39 protein-coding genes are annotated in these 22,112 nt (G+C 30.2%); 21 read left to right on the forward strand and 18 right to left on the reverse strand.

The window, feature by feature from the left end:
- Window positions 1-265 precede the first annotated feature (265 nt).
- Both HA148_RS07875 and HA148_RS07880 read right to left on the reverse strand, forming a co-directional pair.
- A complete protein-coding gene (locus HA148_RS07875; RefSeq protein ID WP_209131713.1) occupies window positions 266-865 on the reverse strand; it encodes an outer membrane protein in 600 nt (199 codons plus the stop codon).
- A 345-nt stretch (window positions 866-1,210) separates the two neighbouring features.
- Window positions 1,211-1,588, reverse strand: coding sequence for a DsrE family protein (locus tag HA148_RS07880; RefSeq protein WP_209131715.1), 378 nt, complete (start codon window positions 1,586-1,588; stop codon window positions 1,211-1,213).
- 298 nt (window positions 1,589-1,886) lie between these two features.
- Here HA148_RS07880 and HA148_RS07885 point away from each other — a divergent pair, with 298 nt between their 5' ends.
- The 3 genes from HA148_RS07885 (at window position 1,887) to HA148_RS07890 (ending at window position 2,941) form a co-directional block, all read left to right on the forward strand.
- Window positions 1,887-2,156: a hypothetical protein gene (locus HA148_RS07885; RefSeq protein ID WP_209131717.1), complete on the forward strand. Its 270-nt coding sequence runs from the start codon at window positions 1,887-1,889 to the stop codon at window positions 2,154-2,156.
- 71 nt (window positions 2,157-2,227) lie between these two features.
- On the forward strand, window positions 2,228-2,350 hold the full coding sequence (locus HA148_RS09670; RefSeq protein ID WP_257471681.1) for a hypothetical protein: 123 nt from the start codon (window positions 2,228-2,230) through the stop codon (window positions 2,348-2,350).
- 237 nt (window positions 2,351-2,587) lie between these two features.
- Window positions 2,588-2,941: a hypothetical protein gene (locus tag HA148_RS07890; protein ID WP_209131719.1), complete on the forward strand. Its 354-nt coding sequence runs from the start codon at window positions 2,588-2,590 to the stop codon at window positions 2,939-2,941.
- 471 nt (window positions 2,942-3,412) lie between these two features.
- Here HA148_RS07890 and HA148_RS09675 read toward each other — a convergent pair whose 3' ends face one another.
- Both HA148_RS09675 and HA148_RS07895 read right to left on the reverse strand, forming a co-directional pair.
- The gene (locus HA148_RS09675; protein ID WP_257471682.1) at window positions 3,413-3,544 is read right to left on the reverse strand and encodes a hypothetical protein; all 132 of its coding nucleotides are present in this window, start codon (window positions 3,542-3,544) and stop codon (window positions 3,413-3,415) included.
- A gap of 4 nt (window positions 3,545-3,548) precedes the next feature.
- Window positions 3,549-3,731, reverse strand: coding sequence for a hypothetical protein (locus tag HA148_RS07895; RefSeq protein ID WP_025926966.1), 183 nt, complete (start codon window positions 3,729-3,731; stop codon window positions 3,549-3,551).
- Between the two features lie 228 nt (window positions 3,732-3,959).
- On the opposite strand from HA148_RS07895, the gene HA148_RS07900 reads away from it, so the two are divergent.
- A complete protein-coding gene (locus tag HA148_RS07900) occupies window positions 3,960-4,097 on the forward strand; it encodes a hypothetical protein (protein ID WP_198930209.1) in 138 nt (45 codons plus the stop codon).
- 134 nt (window positions 4,098-4,231) lie between these two features.
- Window positions 4,232-4,375 carry a hypothetical protein gene (locus tag HA148_RS07905; RefSeq protein ID WP_158078868.1) on the forward strand — a complete coding sequence of 48 codons (144 nt, stop codon included), beginning with the start codon at window positions 4,232-4,234 and terminating at the stop codon, window positions 4,373-4,375.
- A gap of 227 nt (window positions 4,376-4,602) precedes the next feature.
- Here the strand turns inward: HA148_RS07905 and HA148_RS07910 are convergent, their stop codons facing one another.
- Window positions 4,603-4,797, reverse strand: a complete 195-nt coding sequence (locus tag HA148_RS07910; protein ID WP_042850958.1) for a hypothetical protein — start codon at window positions 4,795-4,797, stop codon at window positions 4,603-4,605.
- Window positions 4,798-4,998: 201 nt separating this feature from the next.
- On the opposite strand from HA148_RS07910, the gene HA148_RS07915 reads away from it, so the two are divergent.
- Window positions 4,999-5,154, forward strand: coding sequence for a hypothetical protein (locus HA148_RS07915; RefSeq protein ID WP_187151099.1), 156 nt, complete (start codon window positions 4,999-5,001; stop codon window positions 5,152-5,154).
- 78 nt (window positions 5,155-5,232) lie between these two features.
- Window positions 5,233-5,418: a hypothetical protein gene (locus tag HA148_RS07920; RefSeq protein ID WP_209131721.1), complete on the forward strand. Its 186-nt coding sequence runs from the start codon at window positions 5,233-5,235 to the stop codon at window positions 5,416-5,418.
- Window positions 5,419-6,326: 908 nt separating this feature from the next.
- Here HA148_RS07920 and HA148_RS09680 read toward each other — a convergent pair.
- Window positions 6,327-6,461: a hypothetical protein gene (locus tag HA148_RS09680; protein ID WP_257471685.1), complete on the reverse strand. Its 135-nt coding sequence runs from the start codon at window positions 6,459-6,461 to the stop codon at window positions 6,327-6,329.
- A gap of 46 nt (window positions 6,462-6,507) precedes the next feature.
- Here HA148_RS09680 and HA148_RS07925 point away from each other — a divergent pair, with 46 nt between their 5' ends.
- Window positions 6,508-6,732, forward strand: a complete 225-nt coding sequence (locus HA148_RS07925; protein ID WP_209131723.1) for a hypothetical protein — start codon at window positions 6,508-6,510, stop codon at window positions 6,730-6,732.
- Window positions 6,733-6,772: 40 nt separating this feature from the next.
- On the opposite strand, the gene HA148_RS07930 is transcribed toward HA148_RS07925, so the two are convergent.
- Window positions 6,773-6,955, reverse strand: coding sequence for a hypothetical protein (locus HA148_RS07930; protein WP_079296299.1), 183 nt, complete (start codon window positions 6,953-6,955; stop codon window positions 6,773-6,775).
- A gap of 42 nt (window positions 6,956-6,997) precedes the next feature.
- Between HA148_RS07930 and HA148_RS07935 the strand changes: the two genes are divergently transcribed.
- The 3 genes from HA148_RS07935 (at window position 6,998) to HA148_RS07945 (ending at window position 7,940) form a co-directional block, all read left to right on the forward strand.
- Window positions 6,998-7,147, forward strand: coding sequence for a hypothetical protein (locus HA148_RS07935; protein WP_158516825.1), 150 nt, complete (start codon window positions 6,998-7,000; stop codon window positions 7,145-7,147).
- Between the two features lie 259 nt (window positions 7,148-7,406).
- Complete coding sequence (locus HA148_RS07940; protein WP_187151428.1) at window positions 7,407-7,544, forward strand: hypothetical protein; 138 nt, start codon at window positions 7,407-7,409, stop codon at window positions 7,542-7,544.
- A gap of 30 nt (window positions 7,545-7,574) precedes the next feature.
- Window positions 7,575-7,940, forward strand: coding sequence for a hypothetical protein (locus HA148_RS07945; protein WP_245152044.1), 366 nt, complete (start codon window positions 7,575-7,577; stop codon window positions 7,938-7,940).
- A 186-nt stretch (window positions 7,941-8,126) separates the two neighbouring features.
- Here HA148_RS07945 and HA148_RS07950 read toward each other — a convergent pair whose 3' ends face one another.
- The 4 genes from HA148_RS07950 to HA148_RS07965 form a co-directional block, all read right to left on the reverse strand.
- Window positions 8,127-8,318, reverse strand: coding sequence for a hypothetical protein (locus HA148_RS07950; protein WP_245152045.1), 192 nt, complete (start codon window positions 8,316-8,318; stop codon window positions 8,127-8,129).
- Window positions 8,319-9,074: 756 nt separating this feature from the next.
- On the reverse strand, window positions 9,075-9,794 hold the full coding sequence (locus tag HA148_RS07955) for a phosphoesterase (RefSeq protein WP_209131728.1): 720 nt from the start codon (window positions 9,792-9,794) through the stop codon (window positions 9,075-9,077).
- Entirely contained in the window at window positions 9,791-10,606 is an 816-nt protein-coding gene (locus HA148_RS07960) for a metallophosphoesterase family protein (RefSeq protein WP_209131730.1), read from the reverse strand. The genes HA148_RS07955 and HA148_RS07960 overlap by 4 nt, the downstream gene beginning before the upstream one ends.
- A gap of 7 nt (window positions 10,607-10,613) precedes the next feature.
- Window positions 10,614-11,396, reverse strand: a complete 783-nt coding sequence (locus tag HA148_RS07965) for a GTP-binding protein (protein WP_079336658.1) — start codon at window positions 11,394-11,396, stop codon at window positions 10,614-10,616.
- 275 nt (window positions 11,397-11,671) lie between these two features.
- On the opposite strand from HA148_RS07965, the gene HA148_RS07970 reads away from it, so the two are divergent.
- The 3 genes from HA148_RS07970 (at window position 11,672) to HA148_RS07980 (ending at window position 12,722) form a co-directional block, all read left to right on the forward strand.
- Entirely contained in the window at window positions 11,672-11,866 is a 195-nt protein-coding gene (locus HA148_RS07970; RefSeq protein ID WP_209131732.1) for an immunity 17 family protein, read from the forward strand.
- A gap of 21 nt (window positions 11,867-11,887) precedes the next feature.
- Window positions 11,888-12,181 carry a hypothetical protein gene (locus HA148_RS07975; protein WP_209131734.1) on the forward strand — a complete coding sequence of 98 codons (294 nt, stop codon included), beginning with the start codon at window positions 11,888-11,890 and terminating at the stop codon, window positions 12,179-12,181.
- A gap of 142 nt (window positions 12,182-12,323) precedes the next feature.
- A complete protein-coding gene (locus tag HA148_RS07980) occupies window positions 12,324-12,722 on the forward strand; it encodes a thermonuclease family protein (protein WP_245152046.1) in 399 nt (132 codons plus the stop codon).
- Window positions 12,723-12,725: 3 nt separating this feature from the next.
- Here HA148_RS07980 and HA148_RS07985 read toward each other — a convergent pair whose 3' ends face one another.
- Window positions 12,726-13,241 (reverse strand): tetratricopeptide repeat protein, encoded by a 516-nt coding sequence (locus tag HA148_RS07985; RefSeq protein ID WP_209131738.1) that lies wholly within the window; start codon window positions 13,239-13,241, stop codon window positions 12,726-12,728.
- Window positions 13,242-13,341: 100 nt separating this feature from the next.
- Between HA148_RS07985 and HA148_RS07990 the strand changes: the two genes are divergently transcribed.
- Window positions 13,342-13,809 (forward strand): hypothetical protein, encoded by a 468-nt coding sequence (locus HA148_RS07990; protein ID WP_209131740.1) that lies wholly within the window; start codon window positions 13,342-13,344, stop codon window positions 13,807-13,809.
- Between the two features lie 44 nt (window positions 13,810-13,853).
- On the opposite strand, the gene HA148_RS07995 is transcribed toward HA148_RS07990, so the two are convergent.
- The gene (locus HA148_RS07995; RefSeq protein WP_209131742.1) at window positions 13,854-15,518 is read right to left on the reverse strand and encodes a S1C family serine protease; all 1,665 of its coding nucleotides are present in this window, start codon (window positions 15,516-15,518) and stop codon (window positions 13,854-13,856) included.
- A 77-nt stretch (window positions 15,519-15,595) separates the two neighbouring features.
- Window positions 15,596-16,741, reverse strand: a complete 1,146-nt coding sequence (locus tag HA148_RS08000; RefSeq protein ID WP_209131744.1) for a hypothetical protein — start codon at window positions 16,739-16,741, stop codon at window positions 15,596-15,598.
- Between the two features lie 146 nt (window positions 16,742-16,887).
- Here HA148_RS08000 and HA148_RS08005 point away from each other — a divergent pair, with 146 nt between their 5' ends.
- Window positions 16,888-17,244 (forward strand): hypothetical protein, encoded by a 357-nt coding sequence (locus HA148_RS08005; RefSeq protein WP_209131746.1) that lies wholly within the window; start codon window positions 16,888-16,890, stop codon window positions 17,242-17,244.
- A 15-nt stretch (window positions 17,245-17,259) separates the two neighbouring features.
- Here HA148_RS08005 and HA148_RS08010 read toward each other — a convergent pair whose 3' ends face one another.
- Window positions 17,260-18,366 carry a DnaB-like helicase C-terminal domain-containing protein gene (locus HA148_RS08010; protein ID WP_209131748.1) on the reverse strand — a complete coding sequence of 369 codons (1,107 nt, stop codon included), beginning with the start codon at window positions 18,364-18,366 and terminating at the stop codon, window positions 17,260-17,262.
- A 58-nt stretch (window positions 18,367-18,424) separates the two neighbouring features.
- Here HA148_RS08010 and HA148_RS08015 point away from each other — a divergent pair, with 58 nt between their 5' ends.
- The 5 genes from HA148_RS08015 (at window position 18,425) to HA148_RS08035 (ending at window position 20,928) form a co-directional block, all read left to right on the forward strand.
- Window positions 18,425-18,580 (forward strand): hypothetical protein, encoded by a 156-nt coding sequence (locus tag HA148_RS08015; RefSeq protein ID WP_209131751.1) that lies wholly within the window; start codon window positions 18,425-18,427, stop codon window positions 18,578-18,580.
- A gap of 1 nt (window position 18,581) precedes the next feature.
- A complete protein-coding gene (locus HA148_RS08020; RefSeq protein ID WP_209131752.1) occupies window positions 18,582-19,004 on the forward strand; it encodes a hypothetical protein in 423 nt (140 codons plus the stop codon).
- A gap of 534 nt (window positions 19,005-19,538) precedes the next feature.
- Window positions 19,539-19,859 carry a hypothetical protein gene (locus tag HA148_RS08025; RefSeq protein ID WP_209131754.1) on the forward strand — a complete coding sequence of 107 codons (321 nt, stop codon included), beginning with the start codon at window positions 19,539-19,541 and terminating at the stop codon, window positions 19,857-19,859.
- A gap of 61 nt (window positions 19,860-19,920) precedes the next feature.
- On the forward strand, window positions 19,921-20,148 hold the full coding sequence (locus tag HA148_RS08030; protein ID WP_209131756.1) for a hypothetical protein: 228 nt from the start codon (window positions 19,921-19,923) through the stop codon (window positions 20,146-20,148).
- Between the two features lie 321 nt (window positions 20,149-20,469).
- Window positions 20,470-20,928, forward strand: a complete 459-nt coding sequence (locus HA148_RS08035; protein WP_209131758.1) for an EVE domain-containing protein — start codon at window positions 20,470-20,472, stop codon at window positions 20,926-20,928.
- Window positions 20,929-20,934: 6 nt separating this feature from the next.
- On the opposite strand, the gene HA148_RS08040 is transcribed toward HA148_RS08035, so the two are convergent.
- The 3 genes from HA148_RS08040 to HA148_RS08050 all read right to left on the reverse strand — a co-directional run bounded on the left by HA148_RS08040 (window position 20,935) and on the right by HA148_RS08050 (window position 22,108).
- The gene (locus HA148_RS08040) at window positions 20,935-21,186 is read right to left on the reverse strand and encodes a DUF2811 domain-containing protein (protein WP_209131760.1); all 252 of its coding nucleotides are present in this window, start codon (window positions 21,184-21,186) and stop codon (window positions 20,935-20,937) included.
- A 311-nt stretch (window positions 21,187-21,497) separates the two neighbouring features.
- Window positions 21,498-21,869, reverse strand: a complete 372-nt coding sequence (locus tag HA148_RS08045; protein WP_209131762.1) for a DUF1818 family protein — start codon at window positions 21,867-21,869, stop codon at window positions 21,498-21,500.
- A 2-nt stretch (window positions 21,870-21,871) separates the two neighbouring features.
- Window positions 21,872-22,108, reverse strand: coding sequence for a DNA-directed RNA polymerase subunit omega (locus HA148_RS08050; RefSeq protein WP_209131764.1), 237 nt, complete (start codon window positions 22,106-22,108; stop codon window positions 21,872-21,874).
- Window positions 22,109-22,112: the final 4 nt, after the last annotated feature.

Genomic DNA, 22,112 nt, shown 5'->3' on the forward strand with positions numbered 1-22,112 from the left:
CCCTTACCACATATCACTTTCCTAAATAGATAATTTGATAGATAATAAATTAATATGCGGGTTTCGAAACTATCAAATCAACACCTTATCCACACTCTACAATGTTCTTCTAATCCCTGAGTATGACTGAAAAAATTACTGTCTAACGAAAAGTGTGCGTGTCTAGCTATAACTAGAATCTCAAGTAATCGTAATTTTTTACTCAAACTTTACTCAAACTTTTTCATTTAAAGAACTACTTTTTTTTCGAATTTTTAAATAAGAATTAGAATCTTACTCTTAAACCAATGGTTCCATTAGTATAGTTTCCATTAGTTATGGTAATTGTTCCGTTATTAACTGTATCAAATGTAAGTTCTGGAACTATTGTTGTCTCTCCTTTAAAGAAAACTTCTACCGCCTCAGATGTCTTGTAACTTAAACCATAACCAATCCCATAAGATAGACCTGATGCAGAATCTCCGTCAATATCAACAGTAGAGCTTCCTATTGATGCACCGATAAAAGGACTCCATAGTTTATCTTCACGGAAATCATAATAAACTGAAGCCATTAATGAATCAATTGTAGTGTCAGTTTCAATATCAAATCCAAGCCATGAAGTCCCATCAGATTGTCCCCTAACCCAATTACCTTCAATACGCGTTTTCCCGAAATCATAACCTACTCCTAAATCAAGTCCTAAACCTGCGTCAAACTCAATATCTGAATTTACATTTTCTACATCAATATCTCCAACTTGACTACCTCCTATACTACCGGTGAAGTAAGTTCCCTTTGTTGAATATTCATTTGCAATTAAAGGAGCACTTAGTAAAGATAAGCCTGCAAAGGTAGTTGATAAAAAATGACTAAAATTTTTCATAGAATTCAAATTAATAAATTTATTCATATTACGAATTTAAAAAATATTCTATAAATATCTTGAACTAAATATAATTTTTTCAATACTACAACCATACATAACTTACCTTAATAGAAACTTTGATGAATGATAAAAAAATAAAAAGAATTCTGATTTCAGTAAAAATTTTAGCAAAACCAATTTCCTTAAACTGATTGATATGACTGAAATAAATTGCTGGCTAATGAACCATGTGCCAGTAGTTTTAGCAGGGGCTTTCAAAAATCAAATAAATTCCGTCCACACCTCGTCCACACTTTTCACGATTGACAGTCTATCTGCAATAAGGGGCAATTAGCTCCTTTTTTAATAGCAAAGTACGCTATCCGCTTTAATTGATTCTTCAACTAGAACATCTGGCATAACAAACTCTGCAGTATATCCATCTAGAAGTTTCTCATCGTAACCCCTAGATTTAGCAGACATTCCTGAGACATATATGGTAATTTTTGAGCTCTTTAAATTTTGAAGATGTTCGTATAAATCTCCAGTACCTTGACCAACTATTTCACCAGCTTTTTTGCAATTTAATATTTGTACTCCGTCTCCTGCTAGAAAAAGTGTTACTTTATGATCGTTTTTTTCTGCAGTAAGGGCAACTAATAAACCTAAAGTAATTTTATTTTTAGATTCTAAACCGCTGTAAATATGTACTAACACTCTATTGTCGGTAATGATAGACATTTAATCCTCCCTAAATTTTGTTTTTGTATCCTAATTAAAATCTATTTTCAATAGCTGTTTTTTTATGAAACGCTTATTACTTGCACCTCTTTCTTATTGGCAGATGGCTATTAATTATTAAAAATAGCCCCAAAATATAGAAGTCTTCTTCCAACCTTTTTCCATAAATGATTGCGAATAATAGATTTATACAACACGATTTTTTGCCAATTTTCTTGCTTTTTCCTTATTTTTTCGTAAGGATGCGTATATAGGCTCTAATTTGCTCTAAAAAACTGTCACATGGGGGTTTACGATTATGGAAATTCCAGACGAAATGTTGAAAGAAATTAGAGAAAGTGGATACAATCAAGAGCTTGTATATAACTACATAAGAGAACTATTAAACAGCGATAAACAAATTAATGAAAACAACAATCTAGAGCTTATAGACAATTACTTATTAGACAAAGATCTAAAAGAACCTGCTGCTGAGATACAGATGGCAGCAGAGCTTATAGACAATTACTTATTAGATAAAAGATTTATGAGAGAGCTTGAAGATGATAAAGAATATGATGCTGCTTAATTAGATAAAGTACCTATTTTTCTCAATTTATTTAAAGGTTATTCTTTTGAGCAAATAACAGGATTAAAACAATGATGAAACTTGCAATCATTTTTTTACCAATATTATTTGCAGTTATTTGGGCTGCTTTTATAGGTTTAAGAATAAATAAAGTAGAAACTAGAGATGGAAAAAGAAAATTAATTAATTACTAATTGATTGACAGTCGATCTAACATAGAGGGATAAAACCCTCTTTTTTTTGATGAGAAATAAATTTAAAAGATCAGCTTTTTTTGATATTTCTGATGACCTTTTCTATCGAATATCATTAATAGGATTTTTAGTTGTTTTTAGCTCAATGGTATTTTTTCTAACGAAATATAGAGAAAAAAAAGTTAATAATATAAGCCATATTTCCATAACTGAACAAATTAAATTTTTAAAGCATTAATGCAAAGATTTATAATTTCACCGTTATTTGCTTTATCTAGGTTTTTTATAAATATTTACGGAATATTTTTAAAGTTTTTTCTTCAATTAAATGGTGGCTATTGGTCAAGAATTGGTTTAACCGAAAATATTACAGGGGAAAGAATTAAAAAAAGAAGATTATATATCTTGCCTTTTTATATTCTTCTGGCTTTATTGTTTGGATTACTATCTGCTCTATATTGGTATTTTATTATTCTCCATGTACCACTTTCAATAGAAAGATATTTAAGTCCATTGAATAACAATATTGCTTTAATAATTGCTTTTGCTACTTTCTTTGGTTGGCTTTATATTCTTTGTAAAACAAAATAAATAAAATGCTTACTAAGATATGATGTGGTCTGATGATTAAAGATTTAATTAATCATGATTAAATCAATCTTAAGGATTCATGCAAAATATTTGAGACCGATTACTTTATTTATACGACAGTTCTGGTGATCGACTCGACCAAGGTTGACCAACTAGATCTTCACTAGCCAATGGTCTGCAACACCAAGGTAAATTAACTTTTCTAACCTTTACGGAAAGTAAGTTAAGTGATCAGAAATTAAACTTTCGGGATTAATTCTGAGCTATCTTAAAAATTAAGTCGTTTGTAAAGCATGAAGAAGTGAGTAATCACTTTTACTTCCAAAACTAATTTCTAAGAAAATTCTTAATCTGATTATTAAATAGATCTCCTTTCTGTCGTCACCATTAAAAAAAGACCTATAACAGGGTCTTTTTTTTATGTCTTAAATTTTATTGATTTACTGTTAATCCACGAATAACTAAATATTTTTATCTCACTCTTTCACAATCAGTTAATGCTTTTTCAAAAGTAGAAAAGAAAGTACTAATGCTATTCAATGCAACCAACAAAAGAACTACTGATCTTCCATGTTGATTTAATTGAAGTGTTCTTTGAGTCATACTTTTAATAATCTTCGTTGTAATCGGAGGGACTACCAGTTAAAGAACAAACAACTGATTCCTCTTTTTTCATTTCTTTTATTTCCATTATTGGTCTGCCCATTTTCTTAAGAACATTTATATCTTCTTTAGTCTGACAGCGAGCAATTATGTTTCCTTTTTGATCAAAGCAACTGTAGTAAGTCATTTTATTAAATGCAATTTAAAGTTTATGGTTGATTTCAGTTGGAGCAACGCAACCGACTCATGACAACCATGTTTTCAATCTAAGTCAGCAATAGATTTAAATGGCTAAAAAAAAGATACCTCTTTCCGTACCAATATGTTCATCAAACCGCACACATTAGATACGCAGTATTTTGTTCAAATCAATTAGAACAAAGAGGTAGTTAAACGAATATACACAGGAGAATTTATGAGTGGAGATTTTGAGACTCTTGAAATTAATCAACCAAAAATTAAATATTTAAAACCAGAAGATAATACAGAATGGTTAGACAAATTAATTAATAATATTGAGGACATGAAGAACAAGATATCAAAAGAGTCTTAGAAATTTAAGAAAGAAATTTTTTATTTGATTTTTAGTTTGAATGAAAAGCAATTCAAAAAAGAATTTAAATTTTGTATTTAAGGTAACCGCTTTTTTGTGAGCATTATTCAGAATAAAAGTCCGACTATTTTTTTATGCAAAAAAATTTAGATGAAAATTCTTATGAAAAAAGAATTGAAAATATAGAAAAAGGAAAATCTTATTTAAAAAGTAATGGATTTTTCAAATCAAAATCTAATCTATTCGAAGACATACAAAGATTTATCTATAAAAGGTAATTTAAAAAATATTTTTTACTTTTGATTAATTAAATCTCTCCATAAGCAAGCCATCACATAAAAGAAAGAAAGACTTGAAAAGGTTAGGAGAAAAAAAGAATGGGTCAATTTTCTATAACTAAATTAATCCCAATAATCCTGCAGTAAAACCAACAGCAGCAAAGAATACGAACTCGATTAAATCTCTTGGGGCAGAGTTCATAAAAAAACTGATTTGAGTCATAATTTTATGACTTGAGAGAATCTCTTAAATCAAACTTTTCAGCTTTTTCAATTTGACACTCAGTATCATCTTCAGCACATTTGATTTCAGCTTTTTTGTTCATGTGGCTACTACAACCGCCTGCTATAACGGGTAAACCGGTCGTAGCTGTAAAACCAGTTAAACATGCAAAAGCTATATAAGGAAAAAGTCTTTTCATTTAATTGTTACTTTATGTAAACTTATTATGTTACATAAAAAGCTCAAGTGTGAGTAGCTGATAATTCGCGTGCACCCTATACCAATCATCTAAAGTGATTTAGCAAACCTATGAGTTTTATATTTATCTAAGTATTCTTACTTATATGTTGAGTTGAAGATTTTAAATAATTAATGTTTGTTTTGGGTTTATATATAAGTCATGGATAAAGAACATTTAATTGATTTAATATCTAATAGCATTATTTCTGAGATTAAAGATCTCGAAATTAATGAGGAAAAATTGATTGCAAATAATTATTTAAATAATCTGAATTTAAATCAGCTTAGAATAATTTCTAAAGAATTTATTTTGTAATTTTTATTGAATATTTATTTAAATAAATGAGATTTTCTTTACTATCATTTGAATTTTAATAAGTTAATACCTTTTAATATGAATGATTCAGAAGAATTTAAACCTAGCCTTAAACAAATAAATGAGGATATCAGACCTACATGGGAAGATATCAAAAAACAATCAGAAGTTTTAGTTAACAAACTTGGTTGCCCTAGATCATTTGTAGGAGGGATGCTTCATGCAATAGCAAGCGACTTCTCTGATTTGAAAACTTGGGAATAAATGAAAAACTTATTACTTACACCACTTTTCAAACTATTCAAAAAAAGCACTTTCCTCTTATCACTAAATCAAAACTCGTGCCCTGTTTTAGATGCTGAAGACATAAAAAAGCAAGAACAGAAAGAAGCTATTGAAAGGTTGTACCCGTAAACTTTTAACAGAAATGTATCAGATCATATATACGATGCAGCACGGTCCTATGCACCCCCATACCACCACTTTCCTAAATAGATAAATTGATGGATAATAAGTTAATAAAAGGGTGTAGAAACTATTCCGTCCACACACTATCCACACTTCTTGATATTCTTCTAATCGACTGATATGACTGAAATAAATTACTGGCTAATGAAGAGTGAGCGCGACTAGCTATTACTGGGATCGCAAGGAATCGTAAATTTTTACCCAAACTTTACCCAAACTTATAAGCTTCTTTTTCAGCCTGTTCCTTTGTATCAAATAGCATTGGCATTTTCATTTCTTTTTCAATAGGTTTATTAGAACAACCTAATGAAAGAATTGACATAAAAAGAAAAGGAATAAAAGAAATAAAGTGTTTCAAAATTAATTAATTAATCAATGAAGTTTAGTATTAAATATCTTTGGAAATATGTTAAAGCTAATTTATTTACATCTTTAATATTGATTGACACTCGATCTAACCTCGACCCTACTTTTTTAGATAAAGTACCTATATTTTCTTGTTGATTTAAAAGTTATTATTTTTGCAAATAACAGGATTAAAAAAATGATGAAACTTGCGATCATTTTCTTACCAATTGTCTTTGCACTTATATGGGCTCTGTTTATTGGGTTAAGAATAAATAGAGTAGAAACTAGAGATGGAAAGAGAAAATTAGTTAATTATTAAAGGATTTTCCTCAGATAACAATCTTATTTTTATCTAGTTATTCAAAATCTTCTCTGGTTTGACTTTCACCTTCCCTTCTCCAATAGTCCTCATATTTAAAATTTCTTTTTTGATAATCTAATGCGTTCATGTTCTTATCGAGTATGGCAAAAGGAGAATTAGTAAATTTCATGGCATAACACCTCTAAAAAAAATAGTTTATTGATTATCTAATAGATATGAGATTTTATTTATCTCAAGTAACTAGATCCTCTATAAGTAAGCTTTATTGTTTTCTCTTCTTGGCTCTTGCAATATACGAAAGATTTGCCGTTAAAATACATGTTTACCATGATGCAGCTCCTTGTCTTGATCAAGTCCCCGTCCTATGGCTTGATTCGTACTGCGGTCTATCTAATAGTAGATCGGACGATTTGGTAGTATTTACTACACTTTATTTATAGAGTATTTATACTCAGTTGTCAACCCTTAAGATTAAAATTCTCAGTCGCAATAGACTAAACAATGCTGATTAGTTGGATGTTCTCTACATTCCCTCTTCCAATAGTCTTCAAATAAATGGTTATCTCTATCAAGATTTCTTGTTATTTCTTCCATTCTGTTTCCAGCATAATTAAATGCTTTTAGGTATCTTGGAAGGATTGTGAATTGATTGAATAGTTTCATTTAGACCTCCTAGATCTATACTTATATTGTCCTCCTATAGCCTTGAAATTTATAGGTCGGTTTGAGGAACTATTAGGTACGGGAAGAGGTATATATTTTGAATCAAAAAATACTAAAGCAGTCCTTAAATTAATACATGGTTGTCATGAGGCAGTTGCAGGGATACAACTGAAGCCAACCATAAATTATTAGAGATCAATTCAAGATTTAAAACACACTCATTATTTAAAAAGAAATCTTCTCCACTTTAGATAAAACTAAAATAAATCAGGATTTGAAAACAATGTAATCATAGATACCAACAGGTATTTAGCTAATTGATTATATATTTAACACACGAGTTAACCCGTTCCAATTTGTTGACTCTGAGGTTTTACCGTTGATTCCTTATCTTCTGAAAGTTGTTCCTTGCAGCTTTAGATTAAAAAACGGTCTTTATTTAATTTAAACCATGCAAAAGAAAATCGTAAAAAAATATGCTGAATTAATGCATCAGGCTCAACAAGCTACTGGAAGAAAAGAAGCAGTTGGACTAATACATAAAGCAGCAAAGTTAAAAACTAAATTTGATAATTACGAGATGATGTGATCATCTACAAAGCAATTTTCCCAAATAAGAATGTCATTCTTAAATAAATTCTCAATTAAAGATATCATTCTCTCAAGCAAAGAGGCATATCAAAAGGAACTCAAGAACAACGGTGTGGGTTCACAAATAGGAAGGTCATTATTTAATAAATTTTCAATTAAAGATATCATTCTCTCAAGCAAAGAGGCATATCAAAAAGAACTCAAGAACAACGGTGTGGGTTCACAAATAGGTAAGTCATTATTTAATAAATTCTCGATTAAAGATATCATTCTCTCAAGCAAAGAGGCATATCAAAAAGAACTCAAGAACAACGGTGTGGGTTCACAAATAGGTAAGTCATTATTTAATAAATTCTCGATTAAAGATTTTTCCTTCAATATTTCCAACAGATAAGCGTAATTTATAAAGGGGTACCGTCATGATATATAGAGGAAAGGGGTACACTTTCCTAAATAGAAACTTTGATGGATAATAAATTCATATTCAAAGAAGTTACCCAAACTTTACTCAAACTTTTTTATTGATGCACAGTTGATCTAATGCAGAGGGGGGACTCTTTTTTTTTAACTTTTTCTTCCTTTATTCTGCTTCTTCTTTAACTTCAATTGAGTTTACCTCTTCCGATTTCACTTCCTCTTCTTTTACTTCAACCTTTTTTGACTTTGGCTCTTCCGTTTTAACTTCAACTACTTTTAATGCTATGGATGCAAACTTTCCCTTAATAAAATTTACTATGAAGATTAATATTGGAACATGGGCTAGTCCACCCATTATCACTTTAGTTTCCGAATAATACATTTGTAAGTTAATGAGAACTGAAATATTTAAGCATAAATTTAATTTTTAAATTGCTTTTATTAAGCCAATCAATATTAATAATCATTGTCTTGATTCGTAGATCAATAATCTTGCTATTAATTGAATAGAGACTTTTTTATTAAATGCCATTAGACGTATTTCTAATGAACATGTGTGTTGTAGTTATAGCCTTGCTTATAAGAAGAGAAATTAAACTTAAAAAAGCGAGATAGATTATGAAGACACAAATTTTCAAAGAGCATTACATTCCAAATGTCCATGCTATTACTCTTTTACTAATGCTGCTTCTATGTCTTTGGTTACCTCTAGCCCTCAGATTCTTATTAATAATTTAGTCGAACAAATTTGTTAATATTATTACCAATAAACTCAGCCATATCAAAATTTTATCCAAACTTTTACAGACTAAATAACTAACCGAGATTGAGTTCGGCTGGAAATAAGGAAACACTTAAATATTAAACTCTGTGATAAATAGTCTTAAATGACAAAGACACAAATCATGAGAGCGAAGTTCAGCAGCAAGCTAAGTGTCTTGGAAGTAATCTTCATTAATTAAAAAGGTTTTTGTACTCGTGCGTAGGAGTGCGGGGTTAACCTTGAAACCGCTAGGCTCAAGTCCTTACAAAAAGGACAAGTCCTTAGACCACTTATACCGATAAAATATATTCATAACAAGTTTAGGGAACTTGATTCACTAGCTAAAAACTAAAGCATTCCAAATCCCTTAATTCTTTTTTCTGATTTATATCCTGCTTGTAAGAATTGAGTATTATCAGTCCCTACATCATAAAGAGTATAATTTTTTCCTGCCCCAATACCAATAACAGCTTTTTGCGGAACTTTCTGCTCTTTCTTACGATTTCCATTTAAATCTTCTACTTCAGAATTAACAGTTCCCTCTGTCAATTCCAAATGAAACTGTTGTTTGCTTCTTGCAGTAAATAATCTGTTTACCTGAAGACGTGTAAGTCGATCAAGGAGTGTCAGTGGGGGTGTATCTAGTGTTAAATTTTCGCCAATATCTTTTGAGCTTCCGTGAATTAAACCACAATCAAGTTCAACAAATCCAAATTGAAGTGCTGCTATCCAATCAAGAAATGATTTGTCTACAGCATTCGTAAGAGACTTAACTAATTCTTCACCCTTATTTATTCTCAAAGCTTCAGCTCTTTGATCCCCACGGTAACCACTTTCCAATAGGATTTGTTCTTCCCACCAACCATATATACACCATGGTTGTAAATCATTACTTTTTGGATTAATTAACCTATGGAGAAGCCTATTACAGTTTTTTTCAGGACCTATCATATCCCCCAAAACAAAAAGAGTTATATTACCTGGAGTTTTTTTTAAGTCTTTTTGAATAAGTTCATAAGTATCTAGATCCCCTTTAAGACCACTTACGAGTGCCCAGCGTTCTATCATCTTTCACAAACATGAGATGCATCTTCAGCTTGTTCTGCAAATTCGAATCCATTTTTTAAACGCCATGCAAAAATCGGAGGAAGACCGGCATCTATTATTGCTTTACACGTAAGTTCAAGATCATATTCCACTTCTCTAATTTTTACTTCATTTGTGACTTCGTTATGAACAACATAAGTAGCTTTAGTTCCTCCATGCCTTGGCTCTCCTACTGAACCTGCATTTACTATTCTTCGCATCGGCAATTGAATTTCTTTTTCTTGAATATCTTTGGGGGCAGCGTTTTTGATTTTTACAGCAATTGAACCATCTGCTAATTCGCGAATATAAGGTTGATGAGTATGACCACAAAATAGAATCTCTGCTCTGGCATTTTCAACTCTCTCAAGAGCTGCAAATGCATCCATATCGGGTAGAAGATATTCATGTTGACTATTAGGACTACCATGAACAAAAAGACATTTATCTTTACGTATTGAGTAGGGTAGATTAGCTAGATAATCCTTATTTTCTTTAGTTAATTTATCAGTAGTCCATTGATGAGCAAAATGACCTCTCTTTTCAGCAAGCTGAGAAGGATAACTACAATCGCAAGCATCTAATCCATCAACAACGTCTTCGTCCCAACATCCCTGACAAGTAGGAATTTTTTTATCTCTTATTAACTCAATAACCTCATTAGGTTGAGGACCATAACCCACTAGATCTCCAAGACAGGTAATATTTGTAATTCCTTGGAGTTCAATATCTTTTAAGACAGCCTCTACTGCAGGTAAATTTGCATGTAAGCATGAGATGACAGCTTGATTCATTTTTAAATTAACGGCGAGCAGTTTGTAGTTGTGAATTTCTAAGTGAAGTTTGATGATGATCTAGTACAGCATCATTAAGAAGACAATTATGAATCGTTGATTTTATTGACTCGAAGTTTAAATTTTTCCCTTGTATAACAATTTCAGAACATCTTTCTGGTCTTCCATTAAGAGGGGCAACTTGGTTTAATGTTTGATATTGAGATCCTTGCTGACTAACTATCCAGTTAAACAAGATGTAACGCCCATCCGGCAAGTTCATTAATGCTTTTGCTCTATATACATCCCCATAAGCACCATTAACTAATTCAAACCAAAAAGTATTCAAGCTTGCAGGATCCCAAATATGCTTTTTAAGATCAAGGCTTATTGATTCAATTGCTCTAAAATCTAAAGTATCTTTAATTGATAATTCTGGATCTCTACCAAAATGAAGATATCTATTTGGCTGGAAATTATATTTTTCAAGTTCATTAATAATTCTCAGATCAACTCCATTAATACCTTGAGATTTAGGTATAAAAAATTGTGGAAATTCAATAATAATTAAAATGTTTTCTTTATCTTTCTCTGATATTGAGTTTGAAATAGATAAGTCTAATAAGTTAGGAATTTGATCTTTCAAAAAAGCAAAATCAATTTTTGAATTTATAGCTTGCTCTAAATTAATTTCGGAATATCCTCCAAGACGTAAGTAACCACAATTACCAGAATAATTCTTAAAAGTATTTAGTATCCAATTTGTCTTACCGCATCCCGGCGACCCTGATATTAACCAAACTTGACTCATGAAAAATACTAACTTATATATAAAATTTACACCAATATGAAAATGAAAATCATTTCTGTTTTCGATTTTAAATATTTATTTTGTGATTTAAGTGATAAAAACAATATTATTTAGAGAATTAATTACCCCATACCACCCATCACTTTCCTAAATAGAAGCTTTAAATGCATGGATAATCTTAGAACTTTTGATCGAAAGTATTTAAATTTATATATTTAATTGCCCTGAAATATTTAATTTCTTATTTTTAGTGAATATTTCTAAAATAATTAGCAATGAATATAGATCAATTATTTTGCATTTTTGGAGGCTTTTTTACTTTGTTAGCAGCTAGAAGTGATTGGAATTGGTTTTGGAATCATCCTAAAGCTAAGGGGGTTTTATCTTTGTGTAGAGGTAAAAAAGGAGCAAGAATTTTTTATTCAATTTTGGGAATTTTTTTAATAGCTTTAGGAATTAAAGGGTTTTAAATTTAATAGTAAATTATAAAAATGAGACAAACACCAAATGAAAGAAGAGAGAAATGTAACCCTACCCTAATAGGTATATTTGTTGGAGTTGTCTCGCCTCTTTCATCTTTAATTTGGGGCATTAGACAAAGATCATTGAAACTTGCGATATTTCCATATTTATTTGTATTCGTAGCTGGATACTTAATTCTGTCTTTAGGAAGAATAAATCCATTAAAACTAGAAATAAAGATTCCATTACAACTTATAGGAGGATACTATTCTTTTGATTTGACAAAAAAAATGAAGGAAGAAGCACTTAAGAAAAAAAAATAAAATCCTCGATATTGAAATTAAAAAAGACTAATTTTGAATTCAGAAAAAAAATACTGCTGCAGATCTAATTCTGGGTGATGATGATTACAAGATCGATCATTAAAGGAACTATTTTTTTATTAATTTATTTATGTTTTATTTAATGAAAGTTATTTTATTAATATCTCTCTCATTATTTTATACTTCAGAAATTCATCCAAAACTTACAACCACAATCATCATCAATTGCTATGACGGTGATACTTGCACAACTATTGAAGGAGAAAAAATAAGACTTGCATGTATAGATACACCTGAATTAAAAGGTAAAAATGCCAATCCTATTGCGGCTAAAGAAGCAAGAGATTTTTTGAATAACTTAGTGACTAATGAAGAGATTTATATTAAGAGAATTGCTAAAGATAGATACGGAAGGACAGTTGCTGAATTATTTAAAAATGATATTAATGTTCAAGAAATAATTGTTAAAAAAAGATATGGGAAAATTTATAAAAGATATGCAGATCAATGTGAATGGACTCAAAAAGAGGGATTAAATTAAAAATCATTTACAAAAATTTATAAGGAAATCAATAGTAGATTCTTTTTCATTTCCGAGCTCAAATGATTTCTTTACCAAATTACAACCATTTTTTTTGTCTCCTAGTTTATGAAGAATAATACCCTTTAGAGCTAGAGAACCAGGATTTGAGGAATCCAATAATAATGCCTTATTTATGTCCTTTAATGCACCTCTGTACTTCCCAAGAGCGAATTTTGAGAGGCTTCTTCTTGTCCAATATTTTTTAGAGCTTGGATATAACTTTATAGCTTTACTATAATCTCTTATCGCACCTTTATAATCCTTTATTTCATCTTTAAAAACACCTCTATTAAAATATCCATATTTATGGTCTTTAGGATATATCTCAATATATTTAGTTAAATCATTAATCGCACCTTTATAATCCTTATTTTCGTACTTTTCCATGGCATTATCGAAAATGATGCCTGCCCTTAAAGAGTCAGACGCATATAATCTCCAATTTGATACTCCATAAAAAAAATTTAAAAGTATCAATAAAGGAAACAAAAATAATTGATATTTTTTTCTCAATTTTTCTTTTAATAACAAACTCACTATAGTGGAATTAAGTAAGGAAAATTAAAGTAAATTCATTATGAAGGGATTTGTATTTTATTCATTCATTCTTATCAATATTGCTATAAGTTCTATTACCAATACCTCCATAGCTAAAGAAATCATCAAATTTAGTTGCCAATACGAAGAGAGTAAATATGAAAACAATTGGGGAACTGGTTGGGATTGGAGACCCTTTCAAAAAGTAGAAGGAGTTATGCTTCCTATTCATGAATTTTCGATAAATACAAAAACAAATAAAGGTGAATATTTAGAAAAAAGAACTAAAAAAAATAATTTCTTTTTATTAAATAATATTTATCTAGATTCTAAAATCATTTTAATTTCTTTTGAACCGATAATCACAAGACGAGATCCTTTATGGACTACAAGGGATCAAATAGAAATAAATAGGAATAACCTTACAATAGAAAGATCCAGCTACAGCTATACAGAAACAATAGGGGGGACATTAAGTGTTTATAGAGGAAAATGTTCGAGACTTTAAATACTTCATTATTTACTGCTCAAGAGATATTAGATAAGCCTATTTTAATTTCTGCAAAATTTCCCAATAAAACTATCCATTAATTTATTTGCATCATTTCCATAACTCATAAATAATAATCTGTCTCCCTTTAAATTCTTTGCTTTTCTTATATCTATACATGTTCTTTTATTTAAAGAACGGTCATAACCAGGAATCATTATATATGTCATTGCTCTATGAAAATAAGCGCTTCTATTTTCTAAATCATACTTAATAGCTATATCAAAGTTTTTTAAAGCATTTTCAAAATCGTCAAATTCATAAGCTTGAATATATCCGATACCAACATAAGCTTCTGAAAATTTTGGATTAATATCTAAGACTTGCTTATACAAATCAATTGCCTTATCAAAGTCACCATCAAACTGAAAGACCTTTGCCAATAGATAAAGAGATTCATATGATTTGGGATTTAAAGAAATAGCTTTTTCTAAATCTTGCTTTAATAAATTAGATTCATAACGCCTACCAAGAAGCTCATAATAAACTTTCTTAGTAAGTAGTTTTGAGCTTAAATTATTTGTTAAATCACCCTTTAAGCCCTCTTCAATAGTTTTTCGAGCATTCTCAATTTGATCAATCTGATCATACGAACTTGCCATACTAAGTAAAGCGTCTATATTTTTTTTCTTATTAACTAAAACACTAATTTTATTTGTTCTTTTAAATTCTTTAATTGCTTTATAGTGATCACCCTTTATTTGAAAAATTAACCCTCTATACAGGGAAGCATTATCAAAATTTTTATTTATCAAAAGTGCATTTTTAAAATCTTCGAGAGCCATATCAAAATTTTTATCTTTGTAATATGATTGACCCCTTAAAAAATAACCATAGTCGGATTTCTGAATATCTAAGGATCTAGTTACATATTTCTCGAGATATGGTTTTTTTGTACGAAATGACTTTATCCTATCAGCCTTAATTAAGTAATTTATTGCCTCTTCATTTGGCTTACATGGATTCTTATCTTTAAAACATGCAAAGAAAACTTTATCTTTTAAATAGTTTTTTTTAGAAAAATTATTTTGTGAAGTCTCTGGTAATTGTTTTATAAAATTCAAGGCAACATTACTCGAAATTGCAAAATTCAAATTTTCTGAGTCATTTAAAGCTGCCGTATTTACTCCTACAACACAGCCAAATTTGTTGATAAGTGGACCTCCAGAATTCCCCTCATTCAATGCAGCATCAGTTTGAATAAGTTTACCTTCTTCTCTAAAACTACTTATAATTCCTTTCGTAAATGAGTAACTTAATCCCTTCGGTGAGCCAATAGCAATCACATCAGAACCAATTTTAGGGGGTCTTTTTTCAAAACCAAAAGCTTTTCCAAATTTTCCATTTACAGAAATTATTGCTAAATCATTAATATTACTTACACCCATACCATCAATTTCAACTCTTCCTATTTGCTCTGATCCATCACTCAAATTTATAAGTACCTTTTCCTCTCCATTTAATACATGACTATTTGTAAGAATAAAGGTTTTATTTTTTTTATATCCAATAATAAAGCCACTCCCAAATCCTTCGTCAGTAGAGACGATAACAGTACCTTTTTTCATATTTGAAATAAATCTATCAGAATTAAAATCTTGTTTCTTACAATTATTTGGAAATTGATCAAAAAGTTGGAATGCCAATACATCATTTTTAGGCAACATCAAAATCCCTAAAAAAATATTTAAGATAAATAGATTCTTAAAAATCGATATTCTTTTTAAGGAAAAGTTTTTCAAATTTATGATTCTTTACAAGCTGCTTTTTTGAAGCTTTCCATAAATTTATAATTAAGCTCCATAGCTTTAGTCAAATTTTTGCATGCTTCTTTTACAGATGATTTTGTATTAATAAATAATTGCGAAGAACCCTTTAAGTAATATGCTTTTCCAAGATCACCATCAGGATTTTTAATATATCTTTCAATATCAGCAAGATTCTGATTAAGTACTGCAATATTTTTATCTTCACTTAACATATACCGAGTAAAACCATGATCAGCCCTTTGAAGAAAAATACCTGCATATTTTTTCTGAAGTTTTGGACTATTCAACATCTCCACAGCCTTATTTGCATATTCATATGCTTCATCAATATTGAAAAAAGGATTTTCTATACCACCAGCTAAATTCATATAGCTTTTATCAAAAGCTAACAATGCAAGCGATAATAATCTTGAACTATAAAAAGGAACTTCATTAGGATAAATTTCTTCTTCCCACTCATCAAAAGCATTTATAGAAATATTTAATAAAGTTATATATTTTCTGAATATATCTTGCCATGTATCTTGTGGTACTTTCCCTCTTAGACGTGCTGCTCTTTGCGACATGACAGAAAGATTATAGGCATATGTTGGGGGTTCTTCGTTACCTATCTTTTTACAATTTGCTTTTTTTACCCAATCGTCGTTGAACATAAGTGTCTTTTTTAGCTCTAAAGTGTTCAAATCTAATGTATGAGTTCCATCGTTTAACAACATTCTTTTACTTGATCCAGGCAACACAACTGGAATGGAAGGTCTCATAATTAATTTATTTCCTACTTGAGTAAACTTTTGTGGATTTATTTTTTTTCTATAAAGGATATTCTCTATAGAATCTTCAAAGTCTTTGGCAGTATATTCGCGATCATCGTAAATTGAACCACTGGCAAATTTATCAAAAATTCTTACTTCAGAGACTTTATTTTTAGAGTCAAAATTTATTTCATAAATTTGCTGATTATCTGAACTTGGGAAAGTTGCAAAATTCTTTTTCTCTTTTAGGGATACTGGTAAAGTTTTACATAATACTCTTAACTTATTTTCTTTAGCTAATAATGATTCAGGAAAAAATAAACCAACTAAGCTTAATAAAATAAAAACTAGGTAAGTTAATTTTTTCATAAATTAGATTGAAAATTGTATTATGGACTTAAATTTATAATAAATTTGCAAAACTTTTTTGAATTTATATTTATCAAAAGTTCATATTTATGATAAAAATTATCAAAATTTTTAAGGTTTGTTTTATAGGCATATTTTTTCTTCAAGTGCCTTCTTATGCTGATTGGCAATTAATAGCTGAAAATGATTTAGGCATTAAGTATTTTTTTGATTCAGAATATGTCTCTAAAAAGGGCGATATATTAATTTATCAAGTTTTAGAAAATCATAAAGTCAAAACACCAGGAGGCTATTTAACTGTGCTTTTAGATATGCAAGGTAATTGTGATAAGTTTTCAATTAAATGGGACAAAGGTGAATTTTCTGAGAAACCCTTTGATTTTGAATTGGATTGGATAAAAGAGCCAAAATTACTTTATGTAAGAAATCCAGAATGGGAATATCCTGATTATGATTCACCTTGGGGGAAAGCATTAAAAAAAGCTTGCGATCTTAAATTATAAATTTATAAAAAACATTTATGCAGCTAAATTTCTGAAACGCCCAAATTGTGGTTCAAATAACATTTTGACAGTCCCAACAGGACCATTTCTATGTGTAGTGACTATTAATTCTGCTATACCCCTATCCTCTGTATCTGGATCATAATATTCATCTCTATAAAGCATTACAATAATATCTCCATAATCTTCAAGCACATCAGAATCTCTTAGGTCAGATAACATTGGTCTGCAATTTTCTCTTTCTTCAACTCCTCGCGATATAGGTCCAGTAATTAAAACAGGGACGTTAAGCTCTTTTGCTAGATTCTTTAGCTCTTTAATATTTTTTTCTAATTGAGCTTGATGATCATCCTTGTTTGAATGCTCCATCAATTGATAAGAATCAATTACTATTAGCCCTAAATTTTTCTCATCATTGGTCAAAGATATCTTCCTACATCTATTTTTTATTTCATCAATTGAGATGGCTTTTTTGTCCTCTAAATATATTGGAAGAGCTTCAAGTTTTGTATTCTTTTCATGAACTAGTTCCCACTCCTCAGAAGTAAATCTTCCTGTTCTTATTCGACCAATTTCTATACCAACCTCCATACCTAATAACCTGTATGCCAATTCTTCTTTACTCAAATCAAAACCAAAGAAACAAACTGGAAGATTTTGACTTGCAATATTTCTGGCTAATTGCAAAGCTAAAGAAGTTTTACCCATAGATGGGCGTCCTGCAAAAGCGATCAAATCTCCTCTTCTTAAACCTTGAGTCATCGCATCTAAATCATAGAAAGAAGTTGTTATACCAGCCGAAGAATTTCCTAATGCAATATTCTCAATTTCAGTAAAGTTTCTTTTAAGAAGATATTTTAAACTTGTAAAATCACAAATCTCTTCTGAATTTTTAATAGATTCCTGAGTTTGACTAGATTCGGATTTATCAGTTAAGTCTCTTAGCTTTTGAATATATTTAACTTCAATTAATTTCGCCTTACTAATTTCAATTCCTAGTTTTAATGATATTTCCTTAAGAGTAAGAGGTTCTTCGTCATCAATTCCAAACCTCAATTTCACTATTTCTTTCTCTTCTTTAGATAAACTTTCAAACCAAGTAGCTAAATCTTTTTTATCCATTATTATTAAAATCTGTTTTACTTTTATAATTGACTTCTAGAAAAAAACAATAGCAATTATGAAAAATTATATTATTTCGGGACAAGTTGATACTTACAGAATAAAAATAAATTTATTTGCTTCATCTCCCAGTAGTGCGATAAATGTCTTTAAAAATAAATATCCAAATGCAGAAGATGTTTATGTGATACAAGATTTATTCAAAGGTAAATAAAATGGAAGATAATAGAGTTGTTCCAATCAACAAGAATAAAGAACCAGAAATTGATACTTTAGGATTTATGTCTAAGACAATAGATTCTTTTCCTGTTCTTGAAAGAGATATTCTCCGATTAAGTTTAGGTCTAAGAGAACCTTATGAAATTATGCATTCATGCGATGAGATAGCTGAAATATTAAATAAGCCAAAAGAACTAATTGATAAAAACTGGGCAACTGGAATGAAAAGATTAGGAGATATTGTTCAGGAAGAGAAATCAAAACAGGAAAATGAGGATGCTTATTCCGAAATCAGATTGCAAATGCATAATCACTTAATTAAAAAACTTCGTTCACTTAAGGAAGAGTGGAAACTGGATAATATTAGCCAAGTCACAGAAAGAATTATTCTTGCTTTTTTCAAGAATGATCTTAATTAAATATATTGGTTAACCGATGACGGGCTAATAGAGGGAAGAGTAATGACGGGCTTATAAGGAGAAAGGACGACCGATCACGCCCTATAAGGGAAAAGAGAATAAATACAACAAGTCTTCTTTAACACAACAAGCTTAGCTGGATATCCCTGAAAGATATCACTTCTAACTACTACCACTAACTCTTTAACTAGGCTAAAAAAGTAATACTATAACAAGGTTTTGAACGGTAGTCCCCTTATAAGGGGAAGGTGAATGGAATCTCCCTTTAAAGTACTGTTAGCTGGATATCACTTTTTGATATCACTTCTAACTACTACCACCAACTACTTTAACTATATATATCAGTGATATAAGTGATATACATGTTATTAGGAGAGGTAAGAAGAGAAGAGTAAGAGAATACATCTTTTTAATAAACCCAATATTTTTGAAAGAAATTTGTGAATTGATATAAATACAAATAAGTAAGGGAATGCCCCCCGTACCACCCCATCGAAAACCACTCATAGATAACTAACAATTAACAATTAAAAAATGAACAGAATACAAGAAATTAAGGATGCCCATCCTTGGCTTTCCTACGACGAAGTAGTGAAGGTTCTCCTCTATCATCATCAGGGTTCAATGTGGATACAGAACCTTAAGAGTGACACGCTTGAGAGGTCGATGGAAGGGTTCACAAAGCTTTTTAAATCTAAGACTAAGAAAGCCCTTAAACCCTTTGTAGAGTACGTTATAGGCGCGTACTACAACGGTTTAGATGAGCATGGCAATCAGATAGAAGAATCAAGTAGAGAAGAGACTTTCGAGCAGAGATGGAACAGGGCAAGAGCTATCCTTCTGAAGAGCAAATAAACTTGTTGACTCCTACCCTTTTCAGCTGCTATAAATATTAGTACACTTGTACTATATTACTATGGAGGACTGGCAGGAATGGGGTTATCTAGAGGACGAAATATTAGTAAGAAAACGACGGAAGATTTGTATTACTTGCAATCACTTCAGGTACAGCACGACAAGTTCTTGTGTCACCATCCTTACTTGTCCCTTTCATCAAAAGCTTATTCCTCAAGGTGATCATCTAATTAAAGGATGTAGATACTGGAGAGAGAACAGTAGGATATTTGCGCCTGAAGCTGCTTAAGCTTTGGGTGCGTGGTTCTTTATAGAGAGCATTCAACCTAGTCTATGACTGGGTTTTACATGCCTAGCTGGTATTGATTTGACAATCTGCTGGTATAAAAGACTCTCTCATTCCCTGAAAAGCATTGTAAATACTACGTTTATTGATTTCAAAAAAAGTTTACTTCAAGCGATCTGTTTCTATATTTTTCTAAACTTTCTTAGACCAAATATCTTCGATAAACTAAACAAAATGCTTTGGATTTGACTAACTTTCGAAAAAGTTAACAAAATACCATACCAGCACCATACCAGCAGCACTATTTCCCGCAAATTATAGACCATGACTGAACCTAACTACTGGCTAATGAAAAGTGAGCCTGATGCTTACAGCATAGATACTTTAAAAAATGACGGAGTAACTTTATGGGACGGAATAAGAAATTATCAGGCTCGAAATTTCATGAGAAAAATGAATAAAAGAGATAAGGTTTTTTTCTATCATTCGAACTGTAAACCCCCAGGTATTGTGGGACTTATGGAGGTAATAGATCTAAATATTGTTGATCCTACTCAATTTGATAAAGATTCAAAATATTTTGATCCAAAATCAAAACCCGATAATCCGAGATGGGATTGTGTAAAAGTAAAATATAAATCTAAAGCAGATAAGATTTTAAGTTTACCTGAATTAAAGATTTTATTTAATGAAGATGAGTTATTAGTTGTAAAAAAAGGAAATAGGTTATCTATACTTCCTGTCAGAAATGATATTGCAAAAATACTACTAGAAAAAATATAAAAATTTTTAATCCTTAAAATTCATTAAAAACATGTTGCCAATATAGAGTCTCGTTAAATCCCTATTTTGAAATCCTTTTTGCATCAAAAATCCTGCAATAGCAGCTTGTATTATCCTGTATTGATCCCAATTAGGATGCTCTTCAACAAATTCTTTCATAGCCTTTTGAAGATTTTCTTGGAGTTCACATTTGAAACTTATTACTTCATCTTTATAGTTTAAAATTTTTGGATTTTCATCGTAATTTAATTCTTCCATATTAAAAAACTTGTTTAAATTTAAATCTACAAAATGTAGTTTTCTCCAAAATCACTAAATCGTCAACAAGCATTATTAAGATCCAGTCTCAGGTCATAGAATAATGAGAATTCAGTCATAAAGGGGGAGCTCATGGAAATTAATTTTGCAAAATTAAATCTTTCTGAAATATAAAGATTTATGTAAAATCAGAAGTTTTCCACATGCCTTAGATCGACAGATATGTTTAAAAAAAATATTGTGGAAAAGTTGTGAAAAAATTTTTTTTGGAGGGGGAAATATTTTCTAAAATTTCCAATTTTATTTATCTTTCAATCCATTGATTCCCACATGTTTTTTATTTCATAAAATAAATTTTGTGCTATTGGTATCGGCCAATACATTTCGAAAGATCTTGTTTGGTCTTGACTTTCAAAAACAAATCTTAAGCTCCATTCATTCTTTTTCCCTTCTAACTCAATAAACCAAGGAAGTTGTTCTAATTCCAAAGAGATAGACTCCTCATCCATTAATTCATTTTTGATTCCTAGTAGTTGTTCATTAATTCTTAAAAGCAAAATATAAAGTGAATGAAATTCACTTTTTTGCAACTCAATTGACCAATTCTCGACACTAATCAAAAAGCAAAATTTGCCTTTTTTAAAATCTCTAAGTAATCTCCAACTTTTTGGGTCTTTTACCAAAATTACCCAGGAAGTAAATCTGGTTGATCTTGTTCATCGCTTAGTTCAATAATTGACCTTTGAACTGGTTTAATAGTGGACTCCTCTAATAATCCATCAAAATCATCAAAACGTCTTTGTTTTGCTCTAAAAGCAATTTTCACAGTAGTTAGGAATCTATTAGTTGATTTTCTTATCAAGCTCTCACCTCTTTTTGCAAGATCATTAGAGTCAATTCCTGCATTATTTGATATGTTCATTAAT

This window comes from Prochlorococcus marinus XMU1405 (assembly GCF_017696275.1).
GTDB classification, from domain to species: Bacteria; Cyanobacteriota; Cyanobacteriia; order PCC-6307; family Cyanobiaceae; genus Prochlorococcus_A; species Prochlorococcus_A marinus_AB.